The sequence below is a fragment of the Paenibacillus sp. UNC496MF genome, assembly GCF_900113915.1.
Lineage (GTDB): Bacteria > Bacillota > Bacilli > Paenibacillales > Paenibacillaceae > Paenibacillus_Z > Paenibacillus_Z artemisiicola.
Genome location: NZ_FORE01000023.1, coordinates 12110 through 31897, shown reverse-complemented (window position 1 = coordinate 31897; position 19788 = coordinate 12110). Strand labels below are relative to the sequence as shown.

The 19788-nt window shown below is 61.8% G+C and carries 18 protein-coding genes and 1 pseudogene; 18 read left to right on the top strand and 1 reads right to left on the bottom strand.

Annotated features, from left to right (window positions below; all coding sequences use genetic code 11):
* Window positions 1–2 precede the first annotated feature (2 nt).
* The 3 genes from mazG to BMZ79_RS31945 all read left to right on the top strand — a co-directional run bounded on the left by mazG (window position 3) and on the right by BMZ79_RS31945 (window position 2213).
* Window positions 3–1481 carry a bifunctional methyltransferase/pyrophosphohydrolase YabN gene (gene mazG / locus BMZ79_RS31955; RefSeq protein WP_090648865.1) on the top strand — a complete coding sequence of 493 codons (1479 nt, stop codon included), beginning with the start codon at window positions 3–5 and terminating at the stop codon, window positions 1479–1481.
* 172 nt (window positions 1482–1653) lie between these two features.
* Complete coding sequence (locus BMZ79_RS31950) at window positions 1654–1926, top strand: HU family DNA-binding protein (protein WP_090648863.1); 273 nt, start codon at window positions 1654–1656, stop codon at window positions 1924–1926.
* Window positions 1927–1928: 2 nt separating this feature from the next.
* A complete protein-coding gene (locus tag BMZ79_RS31945; RefSeq protein WP_090648860.1) occupies window positions 1929–2213 on the top strand; it encodes an RNA-binding S4 domain-containing protein in 285 nt (94 codons plus the stop codon).
* Between the two features lie 147 nt (window positions 2214–2360).
* Here BMZ79_RS31945 and BMZ79_RS31940 read toward each other — a convergent pair whose 3' ends face one another.
* Window positions 2361–3092: a 6-phosphogluconolactonase gene (locus BMZ79_RS31940; protein ID WP_090648857.1), complete on the bottom strand. Its 732-nt coding sequence runs from the start codon at window positions 3090–3092 to the stop codon at window positions 2361–2363.
* A 213-nt stretch (window positions 3093–3305) separates the two neighbouring features.
* On the opposite strand from BMZ79_RS31940, the gene yabP reads away from it, so the two are divergent.
* The 15 genes and pseudogenes from yabP to BMZ79_RS31865 all read left to right on the top strand — a co-directional run bounded on the left by yabP (window position 3306) and on the right by BMZ79_RS31865 (window position 19765).
* Window positions 3306–3593 carry a sporulation protein YabP gene (yabP, locus tag BMZ79_RS31935; RefSeq protein ID WP_090648855.1) on the top strand — a complete coding sequence of 96 codons (288 nt, stop codon included), beginning with the start codon at window positions 3306–3308 and terminating at the stop codon, window positions 3591–3593.
* Complete coding sequence (gene yabQ / locus BMZ79_RS31930; RefSeq protein WP_256253291.1) at window positions 3590–4240, top strand: spore cortex biosynthesis protein YabQ; 651 nt, start codon at window positions 3590–3592, stop codon at window positions 4238–4240. Before yabP ends, yabQ begins: the two co-directional genes overlap by 4 nt.
* Window positions 4241–4266: 26 nt before the next feature.
* A complete protein-coding gene (locus tag BMZ79_RS31925; protein ID WP_090648852.1) occupies window positions 4267–4584 on the top strand; it encodes an FtsB family cell division protein in 318 nt (105 codons plus the stop codon).
* Between the two features lie 167 nt (window positions 4585–4751).
* A complete protein-coding gene (locus tag BMZ79_RS31920) occupies window positions 4752–5306 on the top strand; it encodes a S1 domain-containing RNA-binding protein (protein ID WP_090648849.1) in 555 nt (184 codons plus the stop codon).
* A gap of 435 nt (window positions 5307–5741) precedes the next feature.
* Window positions 5742–8249, top strand: a complete 2508-nt coding sequence (gene spoIIE, locus BMZ79_RS31915; protein ID WP_090648847.1) for a stage II sporulation protein E — start codon at window positions 5742–5744, stop codon at window positions 8247–8249.
* A gap of 1 nt (window position 8250) precedes the next feature.
* Window positions 8251–8979 (top strand): hypothetical protein, encoded by a 729-nt coding sequence (locus BMZ79_RS31910; protein WP_090648845.1) that lies wholly within the window; start codon window positions 8251–8253, stop codon window positions 8977–8979.
* 252 nt (window positions 8980–9231) lie between these two features.
* A complete protein-coding gene (locus BMZ79_RS31905) occupies window positions 9232–9957 on the top strand; it encodes a vWA domain-containing protein (RefSeq protein ID WP_090648843.1) in 726 nt (241 codons plus the stop codon).
* Window positions 9941–10882: a protein kinase domain-containing protein gene (locus BMZ79_RS31900; RefSeq protein WP_090648841.1), complete on the top strand. Its 942-nt coding sequence runs from the start codon at window positions 9941–9943 to the stop codon at window positions 10880–10882. Before BMZ79_RS31905 ends, BMZ79_RS31900 begins: the two co-directional genes overlap by 17 nt.
* Before the next feature lie 59 nt (window positions 10883–10941).
* Window positions 10942–12378, top strand: coding sequence for a tRNA lysidine(34) synthetase TilS (tilS, locus tag BMZ79_RS31895; RefSeq protein ID WP_090648838.1), 1437 nt, complete (start codon window positions 10942–10944; stop codon window positions 12376–12378).
* A 67-nt stretch (window positions 12379–12445) separates the two neighbouring features.
* Window positions 12446–12985: a hypoxanthine phosphoribosyltransferase gene (gene hpt / locus BMZ79_RS31890; protein WP_090648836.1), complete on the top strand. Its 540-nt coding sequence runs from the start codon at window positions 12446–12448 to the stop codon at window positions 12983–12985.
* A 105-nt stretch (window positions 12986–13090) separates the two neighbouring features.
* Entirely contained in the window at window positions 13091–15112 is a 2022-nt protein-coding gene (gene ftsH / locus BMZ79_RS31885; RefSeq protein WP_090648833.1) for an ATP-dependent zinc metalloprotease FtsH, read from the top strand.
* Window positions 15113–15502: 390 nt separating this feature from the next.
* Window positions 15503–16444, top strand: a pseudogene (gene nadA / locus BMZ79_RS31880) (quinolinate synthase NadA); the annotation flags it as partial.
* Window positions 16445–16495: 51 nt separating this feature from the next.
* A complete protein-coding gene (gene nadB / locus BMZ79_RS31875; RefSeq protein ID WP_090648828.1) occupies window positions 16496–18112 on the top strand; it encodes an L-aspartate oxidase in 1617 nt (538 codons plus the stop codon).
* On the top strand, window positions 18105–19001 hold the full coding sequence (gene nadC, locus BMZ79_RS31870) for a carboxylating nicotinate-nucleotide diphosphorylase (protein ID WP_090648825.1): 897 nt from the start codon (window positions 18105–18107) through the stop codon (window positions 18999–19001). The genes nadB and nadC overlap by 8 nt, the downstream gene beginning before the upstream one ends.
* Window positions 18998–19765, top strand: a complete 768-nt coding sequence (locus BMZ79_RS31865; RefSeq protein ID WP_090648823.1) for a type III pantothenate kinase — start codon at window positions 18998–19000, stop codon at window positions 19763–19765. The genes nadC and BMZ79_RS31865 overlap by 4 nt, the downstream gene beginning before the upstream one ends.
* Window positions 19766–19788 lie beyond the last annotated feature (23 nt).

Genomic DNA, 19788 nt, shown 5'->3' with positions numbered 1-19788 from the left:
CGATGCAACCGACCATTACCGTCGTCGGACTCGGCTCCGGCGACGCCGACCAGCTGACGCTCGGCGTCTGGCGCCGGCTACAAGAGGCGCCTAGCCGCTATGTCCGGACGGAGAAGCACCCGATGATGGGGCTGTTCCGCGAGCACGGGCTGGCTTACGAATCCTTCGATTCGCTGTACGAACGGCTGGATTCGTTCCCGGACGTCTACGACGCGATCGCGAGCGAGCTCATTCGGCTCTCCCTCGAGAAGGGATCGCTGCTTTACGCGGTGCCCGGCCACCCCATGGTCGCCGAGCGCACGGTGCAGCTGCTGCGCGAGCGCTGCCCGGAAGCGGGCGTCGCGCTGGCCGTGCTCGGCGGCGAGAGCTTCCTCGACCAGGCGTTCACGCGGCTCGGCTTCGATCCGATCGAAGGCTTCCAGCTGCTCGACGCCGCCGAACTGAAGCCGTCCCTGATCCGTCCGGAGCTGCACACCGTCATCGGCCAAGTCTATGACGAATTTACGGCATCCGACGTGAAGCTGACGCTCATGGAGACGCTGCCGGACGATTATCCCGTGACGATCGGCCACGCGCTGGGCGTCGCCGGCGAGGAGCGAATCGTCAGCGTGCCGCTGTACGAGCTGGACCGGACGCCGGGCTTCGGCAACCTTTCGCTGATCTGGCTGCCGCGCTCGGAGGACGATCGTCTGCGCAACCGCTCCTTCGAGCGGCTGCACGAAATCGTCGGCATTCTCCGCAGCGCCGAAGGCTGCCCGTGGGACAAGGAGCAGACGCACCAGTCCATTCGCAAAAACTTCATCGAAGAAACCTACGAGGCGATCGAGGCGCTCGACAACGACGATCCCGACGGCATGCGCGAGGAATTCGGCGACGTCATCCTCCAGGTCATGCTCCACAGCCAGATGGAGGAGGAGACGGGAACGTTCACGGTTTACGACGTCATCCAGACGCTGAACGAGAAGCTGCTGTTCCGCCACCCGCACGTATTCGGCGATTCGTCCGCGGGCGACGCGCAGGAGGCGCTGAAGAACTGGGAGCAGATGAAGGCCGAGGAGAAGCGCCGCAAGGGCATCGACCCCGCCGCCGCCTCGCAGCTGGACGGCATTCCGCCGGAGCTGCCCGCGCTGATGAAAGCTTATAAGCTTCAGAAGAAAGCGGCCAAGGTCGGCTTCGATTGGGACGAGATCGGCCCGGTGCTGGACAAGATCCAGGAGGAGCTCGGCGAGCTGCGGGAAGCGATCGCGTCCAAGGACAAGGAGGAGCAGGCCGGCGAACTCGGGGACCTGCTGTTCGCGACGGTCAATGCCGCGCGGTTCATCGGCGCCGACCCGGAGGAAGCACTCTCGCGGACCAACCGCAAATTCAAGAAACGATTTTCATATATTGAGGAGCAGCTTCGTATAAGCGGGCGATCCTTTGACCAAACTGATTTACTAGAGATGGACCGTTATTGGGAGGAAGCGAAAAAGCTTCCGTAATCTTCAAGGCGGATTCGTCAAATTTCGGCTAATTTCCTCATAAAACACAAAATATTTTTCGGGTCAGGCAGGATTTTTTTGCTAACGGGCAGAATAGTACGATTTGAGGAAATGAGGCTATCGGCGGCTAATCCGCCTACAACCATAATTGAATTATTAGGAGGATTTTACGATGAACAAAACGGATTTGATCAACAACATTGCAGCGAAGAGCGGCTTGACGAAGCGCGACGTGGAATCGGTACTGAACGGCTTTCTCGGCGAAGTCACGGACGCGCTGGCAGGCGGAGATAAAGTGCAGCTGATCGGCTTCGGCACGTTCGAGACGCGCAAGCGCTCCGGCCGCACGGGCCGCAACCCGCAAACCGGCAGCCCGATCACGATCGCGGAATCGAAAGTCCCAGCGTTCAAAGCCGGCAACAAACTGAAAGACGCCATCAAGTAAGCATGCGTCTGGACAAATTCCTCAAAGTATCCCGTCTGATCAAGCGGCGCACCGTCGCGAAGGACGTGTCCGACCAAGGGCGCGTCTGGATCAACGGCCGCGAAGCCAAAGCGAGCAGCGACGTCAAAGCCGGCGACGAGCTCAAGATCCAATACGGCCAGAAGATCGTGACCGTCCGCGTCGAGCGGATCGCGGAAACGACCAAGAAGGACGAGGCGAGCGGCATGTATACTTTGTTGAAGGAAGAATCGCGCCAGCCCGAAGAGAAGCTCGACTGGCAGCAATAAAAGAAGACGGCCGCCCGGATCCCGATCCGGCGCGGCCGTCTTCTTTTATTGCTGCGGCTGCCCGAAGGCACAGGCACGACGCGCCGCGGCCGCCCGCGCGACCCGCGCGGTCCTCCATGCTTCCGCGTACCTTCGCCGCGGCCTCTCCTACCCGCCTTCCGGCCAGGCCGCCCGGTCCGCGATGATCGTGACGTCCGCGTGCGTCTGCAGGAAGCTCGACGGCACGCCTTCGTCGACGGCGCCCTCCAGCGTCCGCTTCAGGATCTCGCGCTTGCCCGCGCCGGACGCCAGCAGCAGCACCTTCCGCGCGCCGAGCAGCACGTCCATCCCCGCCGTGATGCTTTCGCGGGGCACGCGGTCGAGGCCGCCCCAGTACGCGGCGTTGCTTTGCAAGCTCTTCTCCGTCAGCGCGACGGCGCGCGTCGGCGAGTCGGGGCGGGAGGGCGGCTCGTTGAAGCCGAGATGCCCGTTCGGCCCGAGGCCGAGCACCGCCGCGTCGAAGCCGCCGGCCTCGCGTACCCGGCGGTCGTATTCGCGCGCGGTCGCCGCCGGATCGTCCGTGTTCTCGTCCAGCAGCACGAGCTGTTCCTCGCGCAGCTTCCACGGCTCCGCCACGGACCGGCGCAGCCAGCCCTCGAGCGAACGCGGGTCGTCGTTCGCGAGGCCGAGATAGCCGTCCAGCTGGAACGCGCGGACGGCGGAGAAATCGACGTCCCCGGCGGCCCGCCTCGCCGCCAGCGCCTCGTACATGCCCATCGGGGTATTGCCCATGGCCAGCACCATCGCCGCGCCGGGCCGGTCCGCCACGATCGCCGCCAGCCAATTCGCCGCTTCCTCGCTCATGGCCTTGTAATCGTCCGCCACGATCAATTTCGTCATCGTTCATCCGCTCCTTGATGCGCCCGGCATGCCGCTCGTCCGGCGCGAGTATCGTCGTTTTGCTTCCCTGGTAAGCCGCGAAGCCGCTTCGCTCCCATCGTACCATTGTCCCCTCGCGCGCCACAACGTCCCCGGCGGACCGGTTCTAAAGCCGTTCTCCCTCTCATAGGCTAGTCTCAGTTACCAGTACGCTCGTAGGAGGGGGACGGGGCAATGATAGAGCAGGGCGGCAAGACGCAGAAGCGCCAGGAAATCAAAATGCTTAACCGCAAGATCCTTGAGATTACCGGCGTCATGAACGTGGAAAGCTTCGACGTGGAAGAATTTCTGTTGGAGACCGAGCTCGGCTTCCTGGCGATTCGCGGCCAAAATCTGCATATGAAGCATTTGAGCCTAGAGCAGGGACTCGTCGCCATCGAAGGGCTTGTCCATTCGCTTACGTACCTGGACGGCAATACGGCCGCGAAGTCCAAGGGCCTGTTCGGGAAGATCTTCAAGTGAGCGTCAGCCTCAGCGTGCAATGGTGGACCATGATGACGATGCTGCTCTCTGGGATCGGGATGGGCATCGTTTTCGATGGTTACCGCGTCGTGTCGGACGAGCTGCGGATCAGCCGCATCTGGGTGCCGGTCTTCGACCTGCTTTACTGGATCGCCGCCACGCTCACGGTATTTCAGGTGCTGTCGTCGAGCAATCACGGGGAAGTCCGGTTCTACGTGTTCCTGGGGCTGCTGCTCGGCATCGGCTGCTACCATTGGCTGTTCAGCAAACTCACCGTCCGGCTGGTGAAGCTGCTGATCGAGACCGTACGCGCCGTGACGCGCTTCGCGGTCAGGTGTTTCCAATTGCTCATCGTCAAGCCGCTCGTGCTGCTGTTCCGGCTGGCCAAGCTGCTGCTGGCGTTTTTCCTGGCGCTTACTATGTTCCTCTTTAAAATTGTGGTACAATTGGGTCGTCCGTTCTGGCTTCTGAGTGCTTGGATGACCAAACCGGTCTGGAAGCCGTTGTTTCGCTGGTGGGGGAACCGGGTAAATCCCCTTATCGCGACGTGGCGGATCCCGGAGAGGTTCCGGCAGGGCAAGAGCGCCGCGCAAGGGCTCTGGCAGCGCTGGAAGAACCGCAAGGATACGAAGAAGAACGATGACTGATTCCACTAACGTCGGGAGGTCCATGAATGGCAACGGCAAGCTCCAATTCGGCCCCGAATCGCGCCGGAACGAAACGCAGATTGAAGCTATGGCTATTTTTCGTCGTGCTTTTCATGGGCTGGGCGCTTTATACGGGCATTACGCAGATGGGCCGTCAGGGGCAGGCCGAGGATAAGCTGGCCGCCGCGAAGCAGAAGATCGACGAGGCGACCAAGCAGACCGAGGACCTCAAGCTCGAGCTCAAGCGGCTCAACGATCCGGAATATATCGGGCTCAAAGCCACGCAGGAATTCGGCATGGTCAAGAAGGGCGAGAAACAGATCGACGTCGTCCCGAAGCCGTAACCGGGCGGCAAAACGGGCTTCCGTCTGTTGCCTTGCACCCACCGTTCGGGTATAATCAGCTTAAGTAACCGCATTTTTCGGCTTACCTCATTATTTACCCGCGGGTTTCGGCTGCGGATCTCGAAGCGGATGCTTCTTATAACGGTTAGGGAGGAACATTTTTACCTATGGCAATTGAAGTGGGCGCCAAGTTAGAAGGCAAGGTGACAGGCATTACGCATTTCGGGGCATTCGTCGATTTGTCGGGAGGTGTCACAGGGCTAGTTCACATCTCAGAGATTGCCGATAACTACGTCAAGGACGTTAAGGACCATCTGAAGCTGGAAGACATCGTGACGGTGAAGGTCATTAACGTTGACAAAGACGGGAAAATCGGACTTTCCATCAAACAAGCAATCGACCGGCCAGAAGGTTCCGTACCTCCTCAGCGTGAGCGCACCGGAGATCGCCCAGGCGGCTTCAATCGACCAGGCGGAGGCGGCGGAGGCGGAGGCTTCAATCGTCCAGGTGGCGGAGGCGGAGGAGGCGGCTTCAATCGCCCAGGTGGCGGCGGAGGCGGCGGACGTCCGTTCAACAAAGCCGGCGGCGGCAAGCCCTCTTACGGCAAGCCTTCTTTCGAGGATAAAATGTCGCGCTTCCTGAAAGACAGCGAAGAACGCATGTCCTCCCTGAAGAAGAACACGGAATCCAAACGCGGCGGCCGCGGGGCCAAGCGCGTTTAATCCCATAGCATTTTTAGGCAGCGCCCTCCGGGCACTGCCTTTTTTGCGTTTTCTTCCCCCTTAAGGACGCGGATATGCAGGCCGCTACATAAATATACCCGCCCACGCAAAAAAGTTTTCCCGCCTTCTCACGGAATCCCGACAGGTTCGGACGGCGAATGGACGCCGGTCGCGCGGAAACCGGCCACGCAATTTGTTGAAATCGTAAACGCGACGCCCGCGCCGGGCCATTCCGAAGGGTCCCCGAAGCGTCCCGCCCACGGTCCAATCCCAGCAGAGACGCAGGGTTGCGCCGCGGCGACAAAGCCGCCGCCCACGGCAGGCGGAAATGTCGGAAAAAACTTCGGCGTTGACAACGCTATCTGACAAACTTTCTCGTTTGGCCGATTCTATAATGGCGATACACTATTTTGGAAAAGGGTGGTGCTTCTCTCCATGGCAGTCAAACCCAAGGTCGTCATGTTCCCCGGCGTGCGCAAGACCAGCTTCATCCAATCGGCTCTCCATAAAGGATTGGCCCGCACCGGCGTCCTTCGGCTCGCAGGCATGCTTACTTCGCGCAAGTGGACGTTCATCCTCATGGCCGTCGGCTTCTTGCTCGGACGAGCCGTCATCCTGGAATCGCTCACCCCGTTCGCGGTCGCATACTTCACGGTCATTTACTTCCTGCGGAGGGACCTGTCCCTGCCGGTCGCGGCGGCGATCGTCGCCGGCAGCTGGTTCGCCGTCGCCCCGGACCCGATGTGGATCGCGATGGAGCTGGCGGTCATGTACCTGCTGCTCCGCGGGCTGGAGGCGTACGAGAGGGCGGAGCTCTCCTACGCGCCGCTGCTCGTGTTCGTCGCGACCTTGCTCGTGCGGCTGTTCGGCGTCGTCATCGAGAGCACGCTCGGCTGGTACGAGCTGATGATGGTCGGGGTGGAAGCCTCGCTCGGCTTCGTCCTGACGCTCGTGTTCGTCCAGGCTATTCCGGTGCTGACGTTCACGAAGAAGACGTCGGCGCTCAAGAACGAAGAAATCATCTGCCTCATGATCATGTTGGCCTCCATCATGACGGGAGCCGTCGGTTGGACCGTGGAAGGCTTATCCTTGGAACACATCATGTCGCGCTACATGCTGCTGCTCTTCGCCTTGGTCGGCGGTGCCCCGCTCGGCGCGTCCGTCGGCGTCGTGGCCGGGCTCATCCTGAGTCTCGCCGACGCCAACGCGATCGTGCAGATGAGCCTGCTCGCCTTCGCCGGCTTGCTGGCCGGGCTGCTTCGCGAAGGGGGCAAGATGGCCGTCGCCTTCGGGATGCTCCTGGGCTCGTCCATTCTCGCCATCTACATCGGCAACCAGTCGGACGTCATGGCGTCCACGTGGGAGTCCGTCATCGCGGCCGCCTTGCTGATGGCCACGCCCAAATCGATTACTCGCATCATTTCCAAATATGTGCCCGGCACACACGAACACGTCAAATCCCAGCATGAATACGCGAAGCGCGTACGGGACGTGACGGCGCAGCGGGTTGCGCAATTCTCCGAGGTGTTCCGCCAGCTGTCCCGCAGCTTCGGCCAGTTCGGAGGCGCGGCGGACGAGCCGGACAAGCCGGACAGGCGGGAAGAAACCGTCGGCCACTTCATGAACGCGGCCGCGGAACGGACATGCAGCTCGTGCCACCGCAAAGATCTTTGTTGGGAGGGGAAATTTTATGACACGTACCGGATGATGACGAACATGATGACGTCGGTGGAGGAAGGACGACGGCTCGGGCCGAAGGAGGTGCCGAAGGAGTGGAGCGTGCACTGCGTCAAGCCGCAGCAGGTGCTGTCGGTGATGCAGCAGCAGTATGAACTTTATCAGCATGATCTCAAATGGCGGAAGCAGCTGAGCGAATCGCGCCTGCTCGTGGCGGAGCAGCTGTCCGGCGTCTCGCAGGTCATGGAGGACCTGGCGAGGGAAATTCAACGGGAGGGGCAGCAGCTCCATTTGCAGGAAGAACAGATCCGAGAAGCGCTGGAAGGGCTCGGTTTATCGATACAGGGCATCGAAGTCATCAATTTGGAGGAGGGGAACGTCGAGATCGAGGTGTACCACACCTTCGGGCAAGGCTACGACGAGTGCCGCAAAATCATCGCGCCGCTGCTGTCCGACATCATCGGCGAGCCGATCGCCGTCATGTCGGAGAAGCTGCCGGAGAAGGAGGGCGGCGCCGCGCTGGTGACGTTCGGCACGGCGAAGGCGTTCGAGGTGGAGACCGGCGTGGCCGGCCTCGCGAAAGGCGGGGATTTGCTGTCGGGAGACAGCTTCAGCACGGTCGAGCTGGGCAACGGCAAGTTCGCCGTGGCGATCAGCGACGGCATGGGCAACGGGGAGCGCGCGAAGCAGGAGAGCAGCACGGCGCTCACGATTTTGCAGCAGCTGCTGCAGTCCGGCATGGACGAGAAGCTGGCGATCAAGTCCGTGAATTCGGTCTTGCTGCTTCGGTCCTCGGACGAGATATTTGCGACGGTCGACGTGGCGTTGATCGACATGTATTCGGCCAAGACGACGTTTATGAAAATCGGATCAACGCCCAGCTTCATCAAGCGCGGGAACGAAGTGATTCCGATCTCGGCCAACAATTTGCCGGTAGGGATTTTGCAGGACATTGACATAGATTTGATTCGCGTGCAGCTGCAGCCGGGGGATACGCTCATCATGATGACGGACGGCATCTACGACGCCCCGGGGCATGCCGTGAACAAGGAAATGTGGATGAAGCGGGTGATCCAGGAGATTAAGACGAACCACCCGCAGGAGATCGCCGACGCGCTTCTCGATACGGTCGTACGGTACCACAAGGGAGACATTGTCGACGACATGACGGTCGTCGTCGCGAGAGTGGACAAGCATCAGCCCGAGTGGGCGACATTCCGCTGGCCTGGCATGACCAAGGTCGAGCGTCCAAGGACGGTGAGCTGAAATGGCGATGAAGAAGATGACGACATGGATGCGCGAAGCATTCTTGAATAGAAGCGGCATGGCGGCGGAGGGCGAAGGCAAGCGGAGCGGCGTGACGGCGGAGGAGCAAGCCAAGACGAGGCCCGGCGAAAGCAAAGCGGCGGAGGGCCGCGGGATCCGGGCGACGCGGAGCAGCTTGCGCCAGCGGCTGCTCGCGGAGCGGCGGCGCAAGCTGGGCGGCCAGCCGCTCATGATGCTCGTTCCGTTGCAAGCGGCGGAAGCGGAGCGGATACGCTTAAGGGACGAGCAGCAGCGCGCGGCGGTCGCGGAAGAGCGCCGGCGCGAGGCGGAGGCGCGGCAGCGGGCAGAGGCGCGGCAGCGGGCGGCGGCGGACCGGCCGCAGCGGGGCGTGACGCGGCTGCGCGCGCCGGCGGACGCGGAGGCGCCGACGCTGCGCATCGCGGCGGCGGACAAGCCGCGGCTCGCGCTGGCGGCGAACGCGCGCGGCCCTTCAGCGGCCGGCCGGGAGCGCCCGCCGGCGCCGATCGCGGCCGGGCGCCCGCCGGCGGACGCGCCGGAGGCGAAGCCGCCGGACGCGCGGGCCGCGCGAAAGCAGGCGGGGGGCCTGCAGCCGTTCAAACGCGCTTCCGGCCCGGGCCGGAAGAAGCGAATGTTCGTCGCCCGGCACCGGAAGCGAACGCCTGCCGACCAGCTGCCGGCGCGCGCGCCGGCCATCCTGCGAGACCAGTGATGCCGCGGAGGCGATGAAGAGAGAGGGCCGCCCGTCAAGCGCCCTGAATTTCGCCTTTGTTGTCACGTTCCCTCTATGCGTTTCCTCATTTAAATAGAAAGCGCGCGAAGCCTGCCGGGCCTGCGGCAGGCTTCTTCGGGCTTTGCCGCTCCGGGGGTTAGTCTCTTCTATTTCTGGCAATGCTGATAGAACGAGTACTAGCCGGCTCTATCGGACCGGCGTTTTAATCACGAGCATTTGGGGGAATGTACAATGAGGCAGATTCTGTTAGTGACGGACGGATGCTCCAATGTCGGCGTCAGTCCGGTCGTAGCGGCCGCGCAGGCGCATGCCGTCGGCATCACGGTCAACGTCGTCGGCATCGTCGACCAAGGCGAGCTCGTCGAATTCGGCACGACGGAGATCGAAGAGATCGCCCGGGCCGGCGGCGGACTCAGCCGGCTTTCCCATACGCGCCAGCTGTCCCAGACGGTGCAGATGCTGACGCGCAAGACGGTCGTCCAGACGATCCAGCACGCCGTGCACCGCGAGCTGAAGCAGGTGCTCGGCACGTCGTCCATCGAGGAGCTCCCGCCGGAGAAGCGCGGCGAAGTCGTGCGCGTCATCGACGAGCTGAGCGAGACGAGCCGCCTGCAGGTGGCGCTGCTGATCGACGCCAGCGCGAGCATGAAGCCGAAGCTGCACGCGGTCGAGGAAGCGATCCGCGACCTGGCGCTCAGCCTGCGTTCGCGCCAGGGCGGCAGCGAGCTGTCGGTGTTCCATTTTCCGGGCTCGGCCTATGGCGAGGACTGCAGGATGGACCTGGATTGGACGACGGACATCGGCGGCGTGAACGCGATTTTCCCGCGGCTGCAGATGCGCGGCACGACGCCGACGGGGCCGGCGATCCTGCATGTCATTGATTTTTACCAGAAAGCCGATTATGGTAATAGGAAGAATGATGAAACGGACGGGATGATGAGTGACTACGTCGTTTGAATGGAGCCTCCCGCGCGGCACGCCGATCCGGGGCAAGTGGAAGCAGGGGACGTACCGGGTCGAGCGGCCGCTCGGCGAAGGCGCGAACGGCAAAGTGTTTCTCGTCGAGCGGCACCGGCAGCTGTACGCGCTCAAGATCGGCGCCGACGCCGTCGACCTGCAGTCCGAGGTGAACGTGCTGCAGGCGATCGCGGGGCAGAAGCGCAGGCAGGGGACCAAGGCCGGCGCCTTCCTCTTCGACGTGGACGACTTCCAGGCCGCCGACGGGAAGGACTATCCATTCTACGTCATGCGCTACATCAAGGGCTTGACGCTCGGGGATTACCTGGAGCGGCAGGGCAAAGAATGGCTCCCGGTCGTCGGCTTCCATCTGCTCGGCAAGCTGGCCGAGCTGCACGAGGCCGGCTGGGCATTCGGCGATTTGAAGCTCGAGAACGTCATCGTCGAGGACTACGGGCGGCCCGAGCTGGTCGATTACGGCGGCGCCACGGCGTTCGGCAAAGGCGTGCGGCAATTTACCGAGATCTACGACCGCGGCTATTGGAACGCGGGATCGCGCACGGCGGATGCGGGCTACGACCTGTTCTCGTTCGCCGTGCTTTGCGTGCAGCTGCACGAGGGGCGCCGGCTGTCGCAGCTGTCCGCGGGGCTGCTGCCGCAGAACCGGACGCAGGAGGAGCTCGCCCGGCTCGCGGCGTCGAGCCCGCAGTTGAAGCCGCTGAGCGGATGGCTGCGCAAGGTGTTTTACGGCGAATTCCGCAGCGCGCGCGAGGCGGCCTCCGCCTGGCAGCAGTGGATGCACGGGCCCCGGCGGACGCGGAGCCGCGCCGCGGCCCCGGCGCCGCGCTGGATGAAGGGGCTCTTCGCGCTGTCGGCGGCGCTCCTCGCCACGACGGTTTATTGGCTGCTTCGTTCGGGCTTGTAGTCGTCGCGTCCATCGGACATTAGAGAATCTAGCAGATCGGCAAGGAAGGGGGACGCGGCGTGGAAGAATGGCTGAAGGAGCTGTCGGAGTATGCCAAGGCGGAAAGGCTTTGGGCGCCGGGCGACGCGGTGGTCGTCGCCGTCTCCGGGGGACCGGATTCCATGGCGCTGCTGCACGCGCTGCACCGGCTGTCCGGGCCGGAGTCCCTGACGCTCGTGGCGGCCCACGTCGACCATGGCTTTCGCGGCGAGGAGTCCGCGAAGGAGGCGGAGTCGGTCCGCCGGTTCGCCGCGTCGCTCGGCGTTCCGTGCGAATCTGCCTATATCGACATGCCTGCTTATATTGAAGCAACGGGCATGAACGGCCAAGCGGCGTCCCGCGGGAAGCGGTACGAATTCCTGCTCGGCGTCGCCCATACATACGGGGCGTCGCGCATCGCGCTCGCCCACCACGCCGACGACCAGGCGGAGACGGTACTCATGCGGATTTTGCGCGGAACCGGGCTCTCGGGGCTCGCCGGCATTCCCGTTTCGCGTTTCGAAAAAAACGTGGAACTTATTCGGCCGCTTTTGCGTAAATACAAGGCAGACATCCTGCGCTACTGTGAATCGTGGGCCATCCCGTACAGCTATGACAGCAGCAACGGGCAGCGGCACTATTTCCGCAATGCCGTCCGGCTCGATATCCTGCCGTATCTGTCGGCGTACAACCCGCAGCTGCCGCAGTCGCTGGTGCGATTGGCGGAGCTGGCTTCGGCCGAGGACGATTGGCTGGCGCTCGAAACGAAGGCGGTTTACGATCGCCTGGTCCTGCCTCACCGCGAAGGATGCCAATTGAACCGCAAAGCGCTGCTCGGTTTGCACGTCGCTTTACAAAGGAGATTGATTAAACTAATATTGAGTTATATTGGCTTGGAAACGGAACCCTCTTCGTTCGAAAGCGTTGAAACGATACGGCTTGCGGCCTCCGAGGGCGCGGCCACGACGTGGAGCTACGATGCAGGCGGCGGCATCCGGTTCGTGCGCGAGTACGACAATTTGCGCTTCATCCGCGCCTCGGATGTGGGACGGGAACCCGTCGCTCCGGGCGGATACGCTTACGCTGTGGCGGAAGGGACGACGTCCCTCAGCCTGCCCGAAGCGGAAGCGATTTTGTCGTTCGAGGAGACGGCTGCGGCAGGCGCGCGCCGGCCGGGAAACCGGCGGGAAGCGCTGTTCGACGCGGACGCGATCCGCTACCCGCTCACGGTACGAAACCGGCGGCCCGGCGACCGTATGGCGGTGCTTGGTTTAAACGGCACCAAAAAAGTACAAGATATGTTCGTTGACGATCGCGTGGCTCCCTCGCGCCGCGAAGTGCTCCCGATCGTCGTGGACGCCAATGGACTGGTGCTATGGATTCCGGGCATCCGCAGATCGGCTTCGGCGTTGGTCGCGGCTACGACGACGCGCGTCCTGCGCATGAAAGCGCGATTTGCGTCGGATTTTACCGATTGACGAATTGTCCGAATAAGATGCGCGGAACCATTCATAGTATAGGCAAGAAACATTAGGAGGGCCCGTGTTGCTGAACGACATTCAAGAAGTGCTTTACGACGCAGACCAAATTCAGCAGAAGGTACAGGAGCTTGGCGAAACCATCAGCCGCGAGTTCGAAGGACGCAATCCCCTTGTCATCTGCGTGCTCAAGGGCGCGTTTATTTTTATGGCGGATTTGGTCAAAACCATTACCATTCCGCTCGAGATCGACTTTATGGCGGTGTCCAGCTACGGTCAATCGACCAAGACGAGCGGCGTCGTCAGGATCATCAAGGACCTTGACGCTTCGGTGCAGGGCCGCGACGTCCTCATTGTCGAAGACATCATCGACAGCGGGCTGACGCTCAGCTACCTCATCGACGTGCTTGAGCGCCGCAACGCCAAATCCATCACGCTGGTGACGCTGTTCGACAAGCCGGCGGGCCGCAAGGTGGAGCTGGAAGCGGACTATAAAGGGTTCGTGCTGCCGGACGCGTTCGTCGTCGGATACGGGCTCGATTACGCGGAGCAGTACCGCAACCTGCCGATCATCGGCATCTTGAAGCCAGAGGTTTACGAAAAGTAACAGAACCACACAAGGATGCAATCCGCCTTGTCAGACGGCTCCCGCCCGCCGGGGGCTTCTCGTGCAGGGTCCACTTAGTTTTTGCGTCTTGAGAGGAGGTAGGGGATGAATCGGATCATCCGCAACACTGGCTTTTATTTGATTATTTTTTTGGTGACCGTCGGGATCTTCCAATTTATCAGCAGCCAAAACGACTCCAGCACGGAGATTCGCTACGACCAGTTCAGGCAGGAATTGCAAAGCAACAACATCGCTGAACTGCAGTACCAATTCGACGGGTATTCGTACTTGATTACGGGGGAGTACAAGAAGAAGCCGGAGGGCGCTGACTCCAACCAGTTCTACACCCACTCCAACGTCGAGGAATTCGTCGTGAAGGAAGTGTACGACGCCCAAGTCAAGAACGGGTTCGAGATGAAGAGCAAGCCGATGGAAGGCCAAAGCATCTGGCTGACCTTCCTGACGTCGATCATCCCGTTCGTGATTATTTTCATCCTGTTCTTCTTCCTCATTAACCAAGCCCAGGGCGGCGGCGGCAAAGTCATGAATTTCGGCAAGAGCCGCGCCCGGCTATATAACGAAGAGAAGAAACGCGTCACGTTCGAGGACGTGGCGGGCGCAGACGAAGAGAAGCAGGAGCTCGTCGAAGTGGTCGAGTTCCTGAAGGATCCCCGCAAGTTCGCGGCCGTCGGCGCGCGCATCCCGAAAGGGGTGCTCCTCGTCGGACCTCCGGGTACCGGTAAAACGCTCCTCGCGCGCGCCGTCGCGGGCGAAGCGGGCGTGCCGTTCTTCAGCATCTCCGGTTCCGACTTCGTGGAAATGTTCGTCGGCGTCGGCGCATCCCGCGTCCGCGACCTGTTCGAGAACGCGAAGAAGAACGCGCCATGCATCATCTTCATCGACGAGATCGACGCCGTCGGCCGCCAGCGCGGCGCCGGCCTCGGCGGCGGACACGACGAGCGCGAGCAAACGCTCAACCAGCTCCTCGTCGAAATGGACGGCTTCGGCGCGAACGAAGGCATCATCATCGTCGCGGCGACGAACCGTCCGGACATTCTCGACCCGGCATTGCTGCGTCCAGGCCGTTTCGACCGCCAAATCACGGTCGACCGTCCGGACGTCAAAGGCCGCGAAGCGGTCCTGAAAGTCCACGCGCGCAACAAGCCGCTGACCCGCGACGTGAAGCTCGACGTCATCGCCAAGCGCACGACCGGCTTTACGGGCGCGGATCTGGAGAACCTGCTTAACGAAGCGGCGCTCCTGGCAGCCCGCCGCAACAAGAAAGACATCGGCATGATCGAGGTCGACGAAGCCATCGACCGCGTCATCGTGGGCACGGAGAAACGCAGCCGGATCATCAGCGACCGGGAGAAACGGATCGTCGCCTATCACGAAGCGGGCCATACGATCGTCGGTTACTTCCTGGAGCACGCCGACCAAGTGCATAAAGTCACCATCATCCCGCGCGGACGCGCAGGCGGCTACGTCATCATGCTTCCGAAAGACGGCGACCGCATGCTGACGACCAAGCAGGAATTGCTCGATAAAGTCACCGGCTTGCTCGGCGGCCGCGTCGCCGAAGAGATCTTCATCGGCGAGATCGGCACCGGCGCCTACAGCGACTTCAAGCAAGCGACCGGCATCGTCCGTTCCATGATCATGGAATACGGCATGAGCGACAAGCTCGGCCCGATGCAGTTCGGCAGCTCGCAGGGCCAGGTGTTCCTGGGTCGCGACATCGGACACGAGCAGAACTACTCCGATGCGATTGCGTACGAGATCGACCAAGAGATGCAATCGATCATCCAAGCGTGCTACGCCCGAGCAAAGCAGCTGCTCACCGAGAAGAGCAAGGAAGTGCATTTGATCGCGCAAACCTTGCTCAGCGAAGAAACGCTGGAGCTCGAGCAGATCAAACGCCTGATCGAGAGCGGTTCGATCGCGGGAGACACCGGCGGCCCGGTTACGACCGAGGAGCCGAAAGGCGACCCGATCGTCGACACGATCGGCGGCGTGAAAGTACGCATCCAATCCAAAGAAGCCGGCGATATCGTCACGCCTCCGGTCGATCCGGACAGCGGCAACGACGACGGGAACGGGAACGGAAGCGGCCCGCAACAATCGTAACCAGTATTTAATCGGCGTCCGACCGCCCTTTGCAGACCTGTCTGCAAAGGGCGGTTTTTTTTGTGCGCGAATGCCGCCGTCCGGCCGGATTCCAAGCAGAACCAAGCCTGCGGGACGCGGGTCCCGTTCCGGCGCGCCTACCGTCCGACAATGGGGAAAATGCCCGCTTTTGTGTGTTGACAGCATACCGGAACGTGTGTAAATTTAATGTTAATTACTGATATTGCCGACTGCGAGTCATGGGTTTGGCGAGAGCCGGCTTGAGGGCCGTTCTTGTTCAGATTCGCGCTCTCGATATAAAGCGGCACAAACAGGCATGGGGCAGGTTCGCCCGTTTATTTTGGCAGAGTTTGTGCATCTGTTCACAAAGTCAGGGAAAAGAGGGGAAACGCCATGGAAGCACTAGCGCTCGAGCGCAAAGCGGAGCAAAATCGCGAACTGCGGGAACGGCTGATGCAGCTGAAGAAGGAACGAAACGCCATTATTCTTGCCCATTATTACCAGCGCGACGAAATTCAGGAGGTCGCCGATTTCCGCGGCGATTCCTTCCTGCTTGCCCAGAAGGCGGCAGAGACCGATGCCGACGTCATCGTATTTTGCGGCGTTCACTTCATGGGCGAAAGCGCTAAAATTTTGGCGCCGAACAAAACGGTCATCATTCCCGACGAGCGCGCCGGCTGCCCGATGGCCGACATGGTCAACGTCGACGGCTTGCGCAAGCTGAAGGCGCAGCATCCGAACGCGAAGGTCGTGACGTACATCAATTCCTCGGCTGAAATTAAAGCGGAGACCGACATTTGCTGTACGTCGGCGAACGCCGTGCGCGTGGTCAATTCGGTCGATGCGGACGAGATCATTTGGGTGCCGGACAAGAACCTCGGCCATTACGTACAGCAGAAGACCGACAAGAAGATGATCATCTGGGAAGGCTACTGCAACACGCACGACATGCTGACCGTGAAAGACGTCGAGGAAATGAAAGCGAAACACCCGAACGCGCAGTTCGTCGTGCATCCCGAATGCCGTCCGGAAGTCGTCGCGCTGGGCGATTTCGTCGGCAGCACGACCGCCATCATCAAGCACTGCAAGGAATCCGATTGCCAGGAATTCATTGTCGGCACGGAGGACGGCACCGGCTACCAGCTTCGCCTCGACAGCCCGGACAAGACGTTCCACTTCGCGACGAAGTACCTGGTCTGCCCGAACATGAAGGTCAACAACCTGAAGAAGCTCGTGAAGAGCCTGGAAACGATGCAACCGCAAATCTACGTGCCGGAAGACGTTGCCGCGAAAGCGCGGTTGTCGCTCGAACGCATGCTGCAAGTGAAGTAACGCAGTAGCAACGCCGCTCCCCACTTTCCGAAGAGAAGGGAAAGCATCGATATGATTCCACGTTATCTCGTAGACGAGCAGCTCGAAGAGCTGCCGGTATTGCATAAAGACGTCATCGTGATCGGGGCCGGCATTGCCGGCCTCTTTACCGCCATCAAGGCCAGCGAGCGCTACGACGTGCTCATGATCACGAAGAAGTCGCTGCTCGACAGCAACACGCGCTACGCGCAGGGCGGCATCGCCGCCGTCATTTCGGAAGACGACAAGCCGGAGTATCATCTTCAGGACACTTTGTTCGCCGGGGCCGGGCTGTGCTCCGAGGAAGCGGTCGACGTGCTCGTGCATGAAGGCACCAAGGGCGTGCAGGATTTGGTGGGCATGGGCACGAAGTTTGATGTGGAGAACGGCGAATTCGCCTTGACCAAAGAAGGCGCGCACAGCCAGCGGCGCATCTTGCATGCCAACGGCGACGCCACGGGCTATGAGATCGTTCGTGCACTTTCGGAGAAAGCGGTGGCCAACCCCCGCATCGAAGTGTGGGACGATCATTTTGTCATTGACCTCGTCACCGACGACAACGTGTGCGTGGGCGCGCTCGTCCAGAAGCCGGACGGACAGCGTCTGATCGTTCGCGGCAAGGCGACGGTTCTGTGCTCCGGCGGCACCGGGCAGCTGTACCGGTATACGACGAATCCGGAGGTGGCGACGGGCGACGGCATCGCCATGGCTTATCGGGCGGGCGCGGAAGTTCGGGACATGGAGTTCGTCCAATTCCATCCGACGTCGCTCTGCTATCCGGGCGCGCCGCGCTTTCTGATTTCGGAGGCCGTCCGCGGCGAAGGCGCCTACCTGCGCAACATTCGCGGCGAGCGCTTCATGGCGAAGTACCACGAGCAGCTGGAGCTTGCGCCCCGCGACGTGGTCGCCCGCGCGATCGTCAGCGAGATGGAGGAGACGAAATCAACGTTCGTGTTCCTGGACGTGACGCACGAATCCTCGGAGATGGTCAAGCATCGTTTCCCGAATATCTACCAATACTGTTTAACCTATGGCCTCGATTTAACCACGGACTGGATTCCGGTGGCGCCGGCGGCGCATTATATGATGGGCGGCGTCTCGACCGACTTGAACGGCGAAACGAGCATCTCCCGTCTATTCGCTTGCGGCGAATGCTCGTCGACGGGCGTGCACGGCGCGAATCGGCTTGCCAGCAACTCGCTGTCCGAAGCGATCGTGTTCGGCCGTCGGATCGTCGAGCGCATCCATTTGTTGGCTCCCATGAACGAAGAGCCGCGCGTGCGCATGGAATCGCTGTCGCGTACCGAAGCCCCGATCCAGGCCGTCGTCGAGAAGCGGTTGAAGCTGCAAAAACTCATGGTGCGCTACGCGGGCCTGAAGCGCAACGCGAACGGGCTACGCAAGGGGCTCGAGGAATTGGGGCGGTTGAGCTCGATTTTTCGCTCCGTCATTGCGAAGCGCGAGGAATACGAGTTCGCCAACCTGCTCACGTGCGCGCTGCTGACGACGGAAGCCGCGCTGACCCGGGAAGAAAGCCGGGGCGCGCACAGCCGCGAGGATTTCCCGGACCGCGACGACGAGATATGGCGCAAGCACGTCGTGCTTCATCGCGAGCACGGCTTAACGGAGGAGCGAATCGAATATGTTTGAAGCAACGTTGGCATCGGCCGGCGGCATTAGCCCGGACGCGGTGCGCGCGCAGATCCGCGCGTGGCTGGCCGAAGATATCGGCACGGGCGACATTACGAGCTGGGCGACGATTCCCGCGGGAAGCCAATCGAAGGCGATCATCCACGTGAAGGAGTCCGGCGTGCTTGCCGGCATTCCGGTCGCGCGGCTGGTGTTCGAGGTCGTGGACACGGCGCTCGCGTTCCGGCCGCTCGCCGCGGACGGCGAAGCCGTCGCGAAGGGCGACGTCATCGCGGAGGTCGAAGGCAGCACGCACAGCATTCTGACCGGCGAGCGGCTGGCGCTGAACCTGATGCAGCGGATGTCCGGCATCGCGACGAAGACGCGGGCGTTCGTGGACGCGCTCGAGGGATTGGCGGCTCGTCTCGTGGATACGCGCAAGACGACGCCTGGCCACCGGACGCTCGAGAAATACGCGGTCCGGATCGGCGGCGGCCATAATCACCGTTTCGGCTTGTACGATGCCGTCATGATCAAGGATAATCATATCAAGGGGTCCGGCGGCATCGCCGGCGCGGTGAAGGCCGCGCGCGCGGCGATTCCCCACACGATGAAGATCGAGGTGGAGACGGAGTCGCTCGCGCAGGTGGAAGAAGCGCTCGCGTGCGGGGCAGACATCATCATGCTCGACAACATGCCGCAGGACGGCATGCGCGAGGCGGTGCGCGTCATCAAGGCGCGCGCGCCGCACGTCATCGTCGAAGCGTCGGGCAACGTCCGGTTGGACACGGTGCGCGCGATCGCGGAATGCGGCGTGGACGTCATCTCGGTGGGCGGCCTGACGTATTCGTTCCAGTCGCTCGACATCAGCCTCGACCTGCACGGCAAGAAGGGAGGCGCTTCCGCATGATCGTCGTCGTGGACGTAGGCAACACGAACATCGTGCTCGGCATCTACGAAGGCCGGAAGCTGCTGTACCACTGGCGTCTCAGCACGAACCGCTCGGCGACCGTGGACGAATACGGCATCATGATCCACAACCTGTTCCAGATCGCGAACGTGAAGCTGGACCAGATTCAAGGCGTCATCATATCCTCCGTCGTGCCGCCGCTGATGCGGACGCTGGAGCAGTTGAGCCAGAAATACCTGCGCAAGCCGCCCCTGGTCGTCGGCCCGGGCATCAAGACGGGGCTGAACATCCGGTACGAGAATCCGCGCGAGGTCGGCGCGGACCGGATCGTCAATTCCGTGGCGGGCATCGAGAAGTACGGGACGCCGCTTATCGTCGTCGATTTCGGCACGGCGACGACCTTCGACTACATCGACGCCGACAGCAACTACTTGGGCGGCGCCATCGTGCCGGGCATCGGCATTTCGACGGAAGCGCTGTACCAGCGCGCCGCGAAGCTCCCGCGCATCGAGCTGATGCGGCCGAAGAGCGTCATCGGGCGCAACCCCGTCACGTCCATGCAGGCGGGCATTATTTTCGGTTACGCCGGGCAGGTCGACGGCATCGTGAACCGGATTCGCAAGGAATTCGGCGTCAACCCGCGCGTGATCGCCACGGGCGGGTTGGCCGATTTGATCGCGGCGGAGTCGGAAACGATCGAGGAAGTCGATCCGCTCCTGACCTTGGAAGGCTTGCGCATGATTTACGAACGGAATCAGGATTGATACGAGACTAACCCTTATCCGCT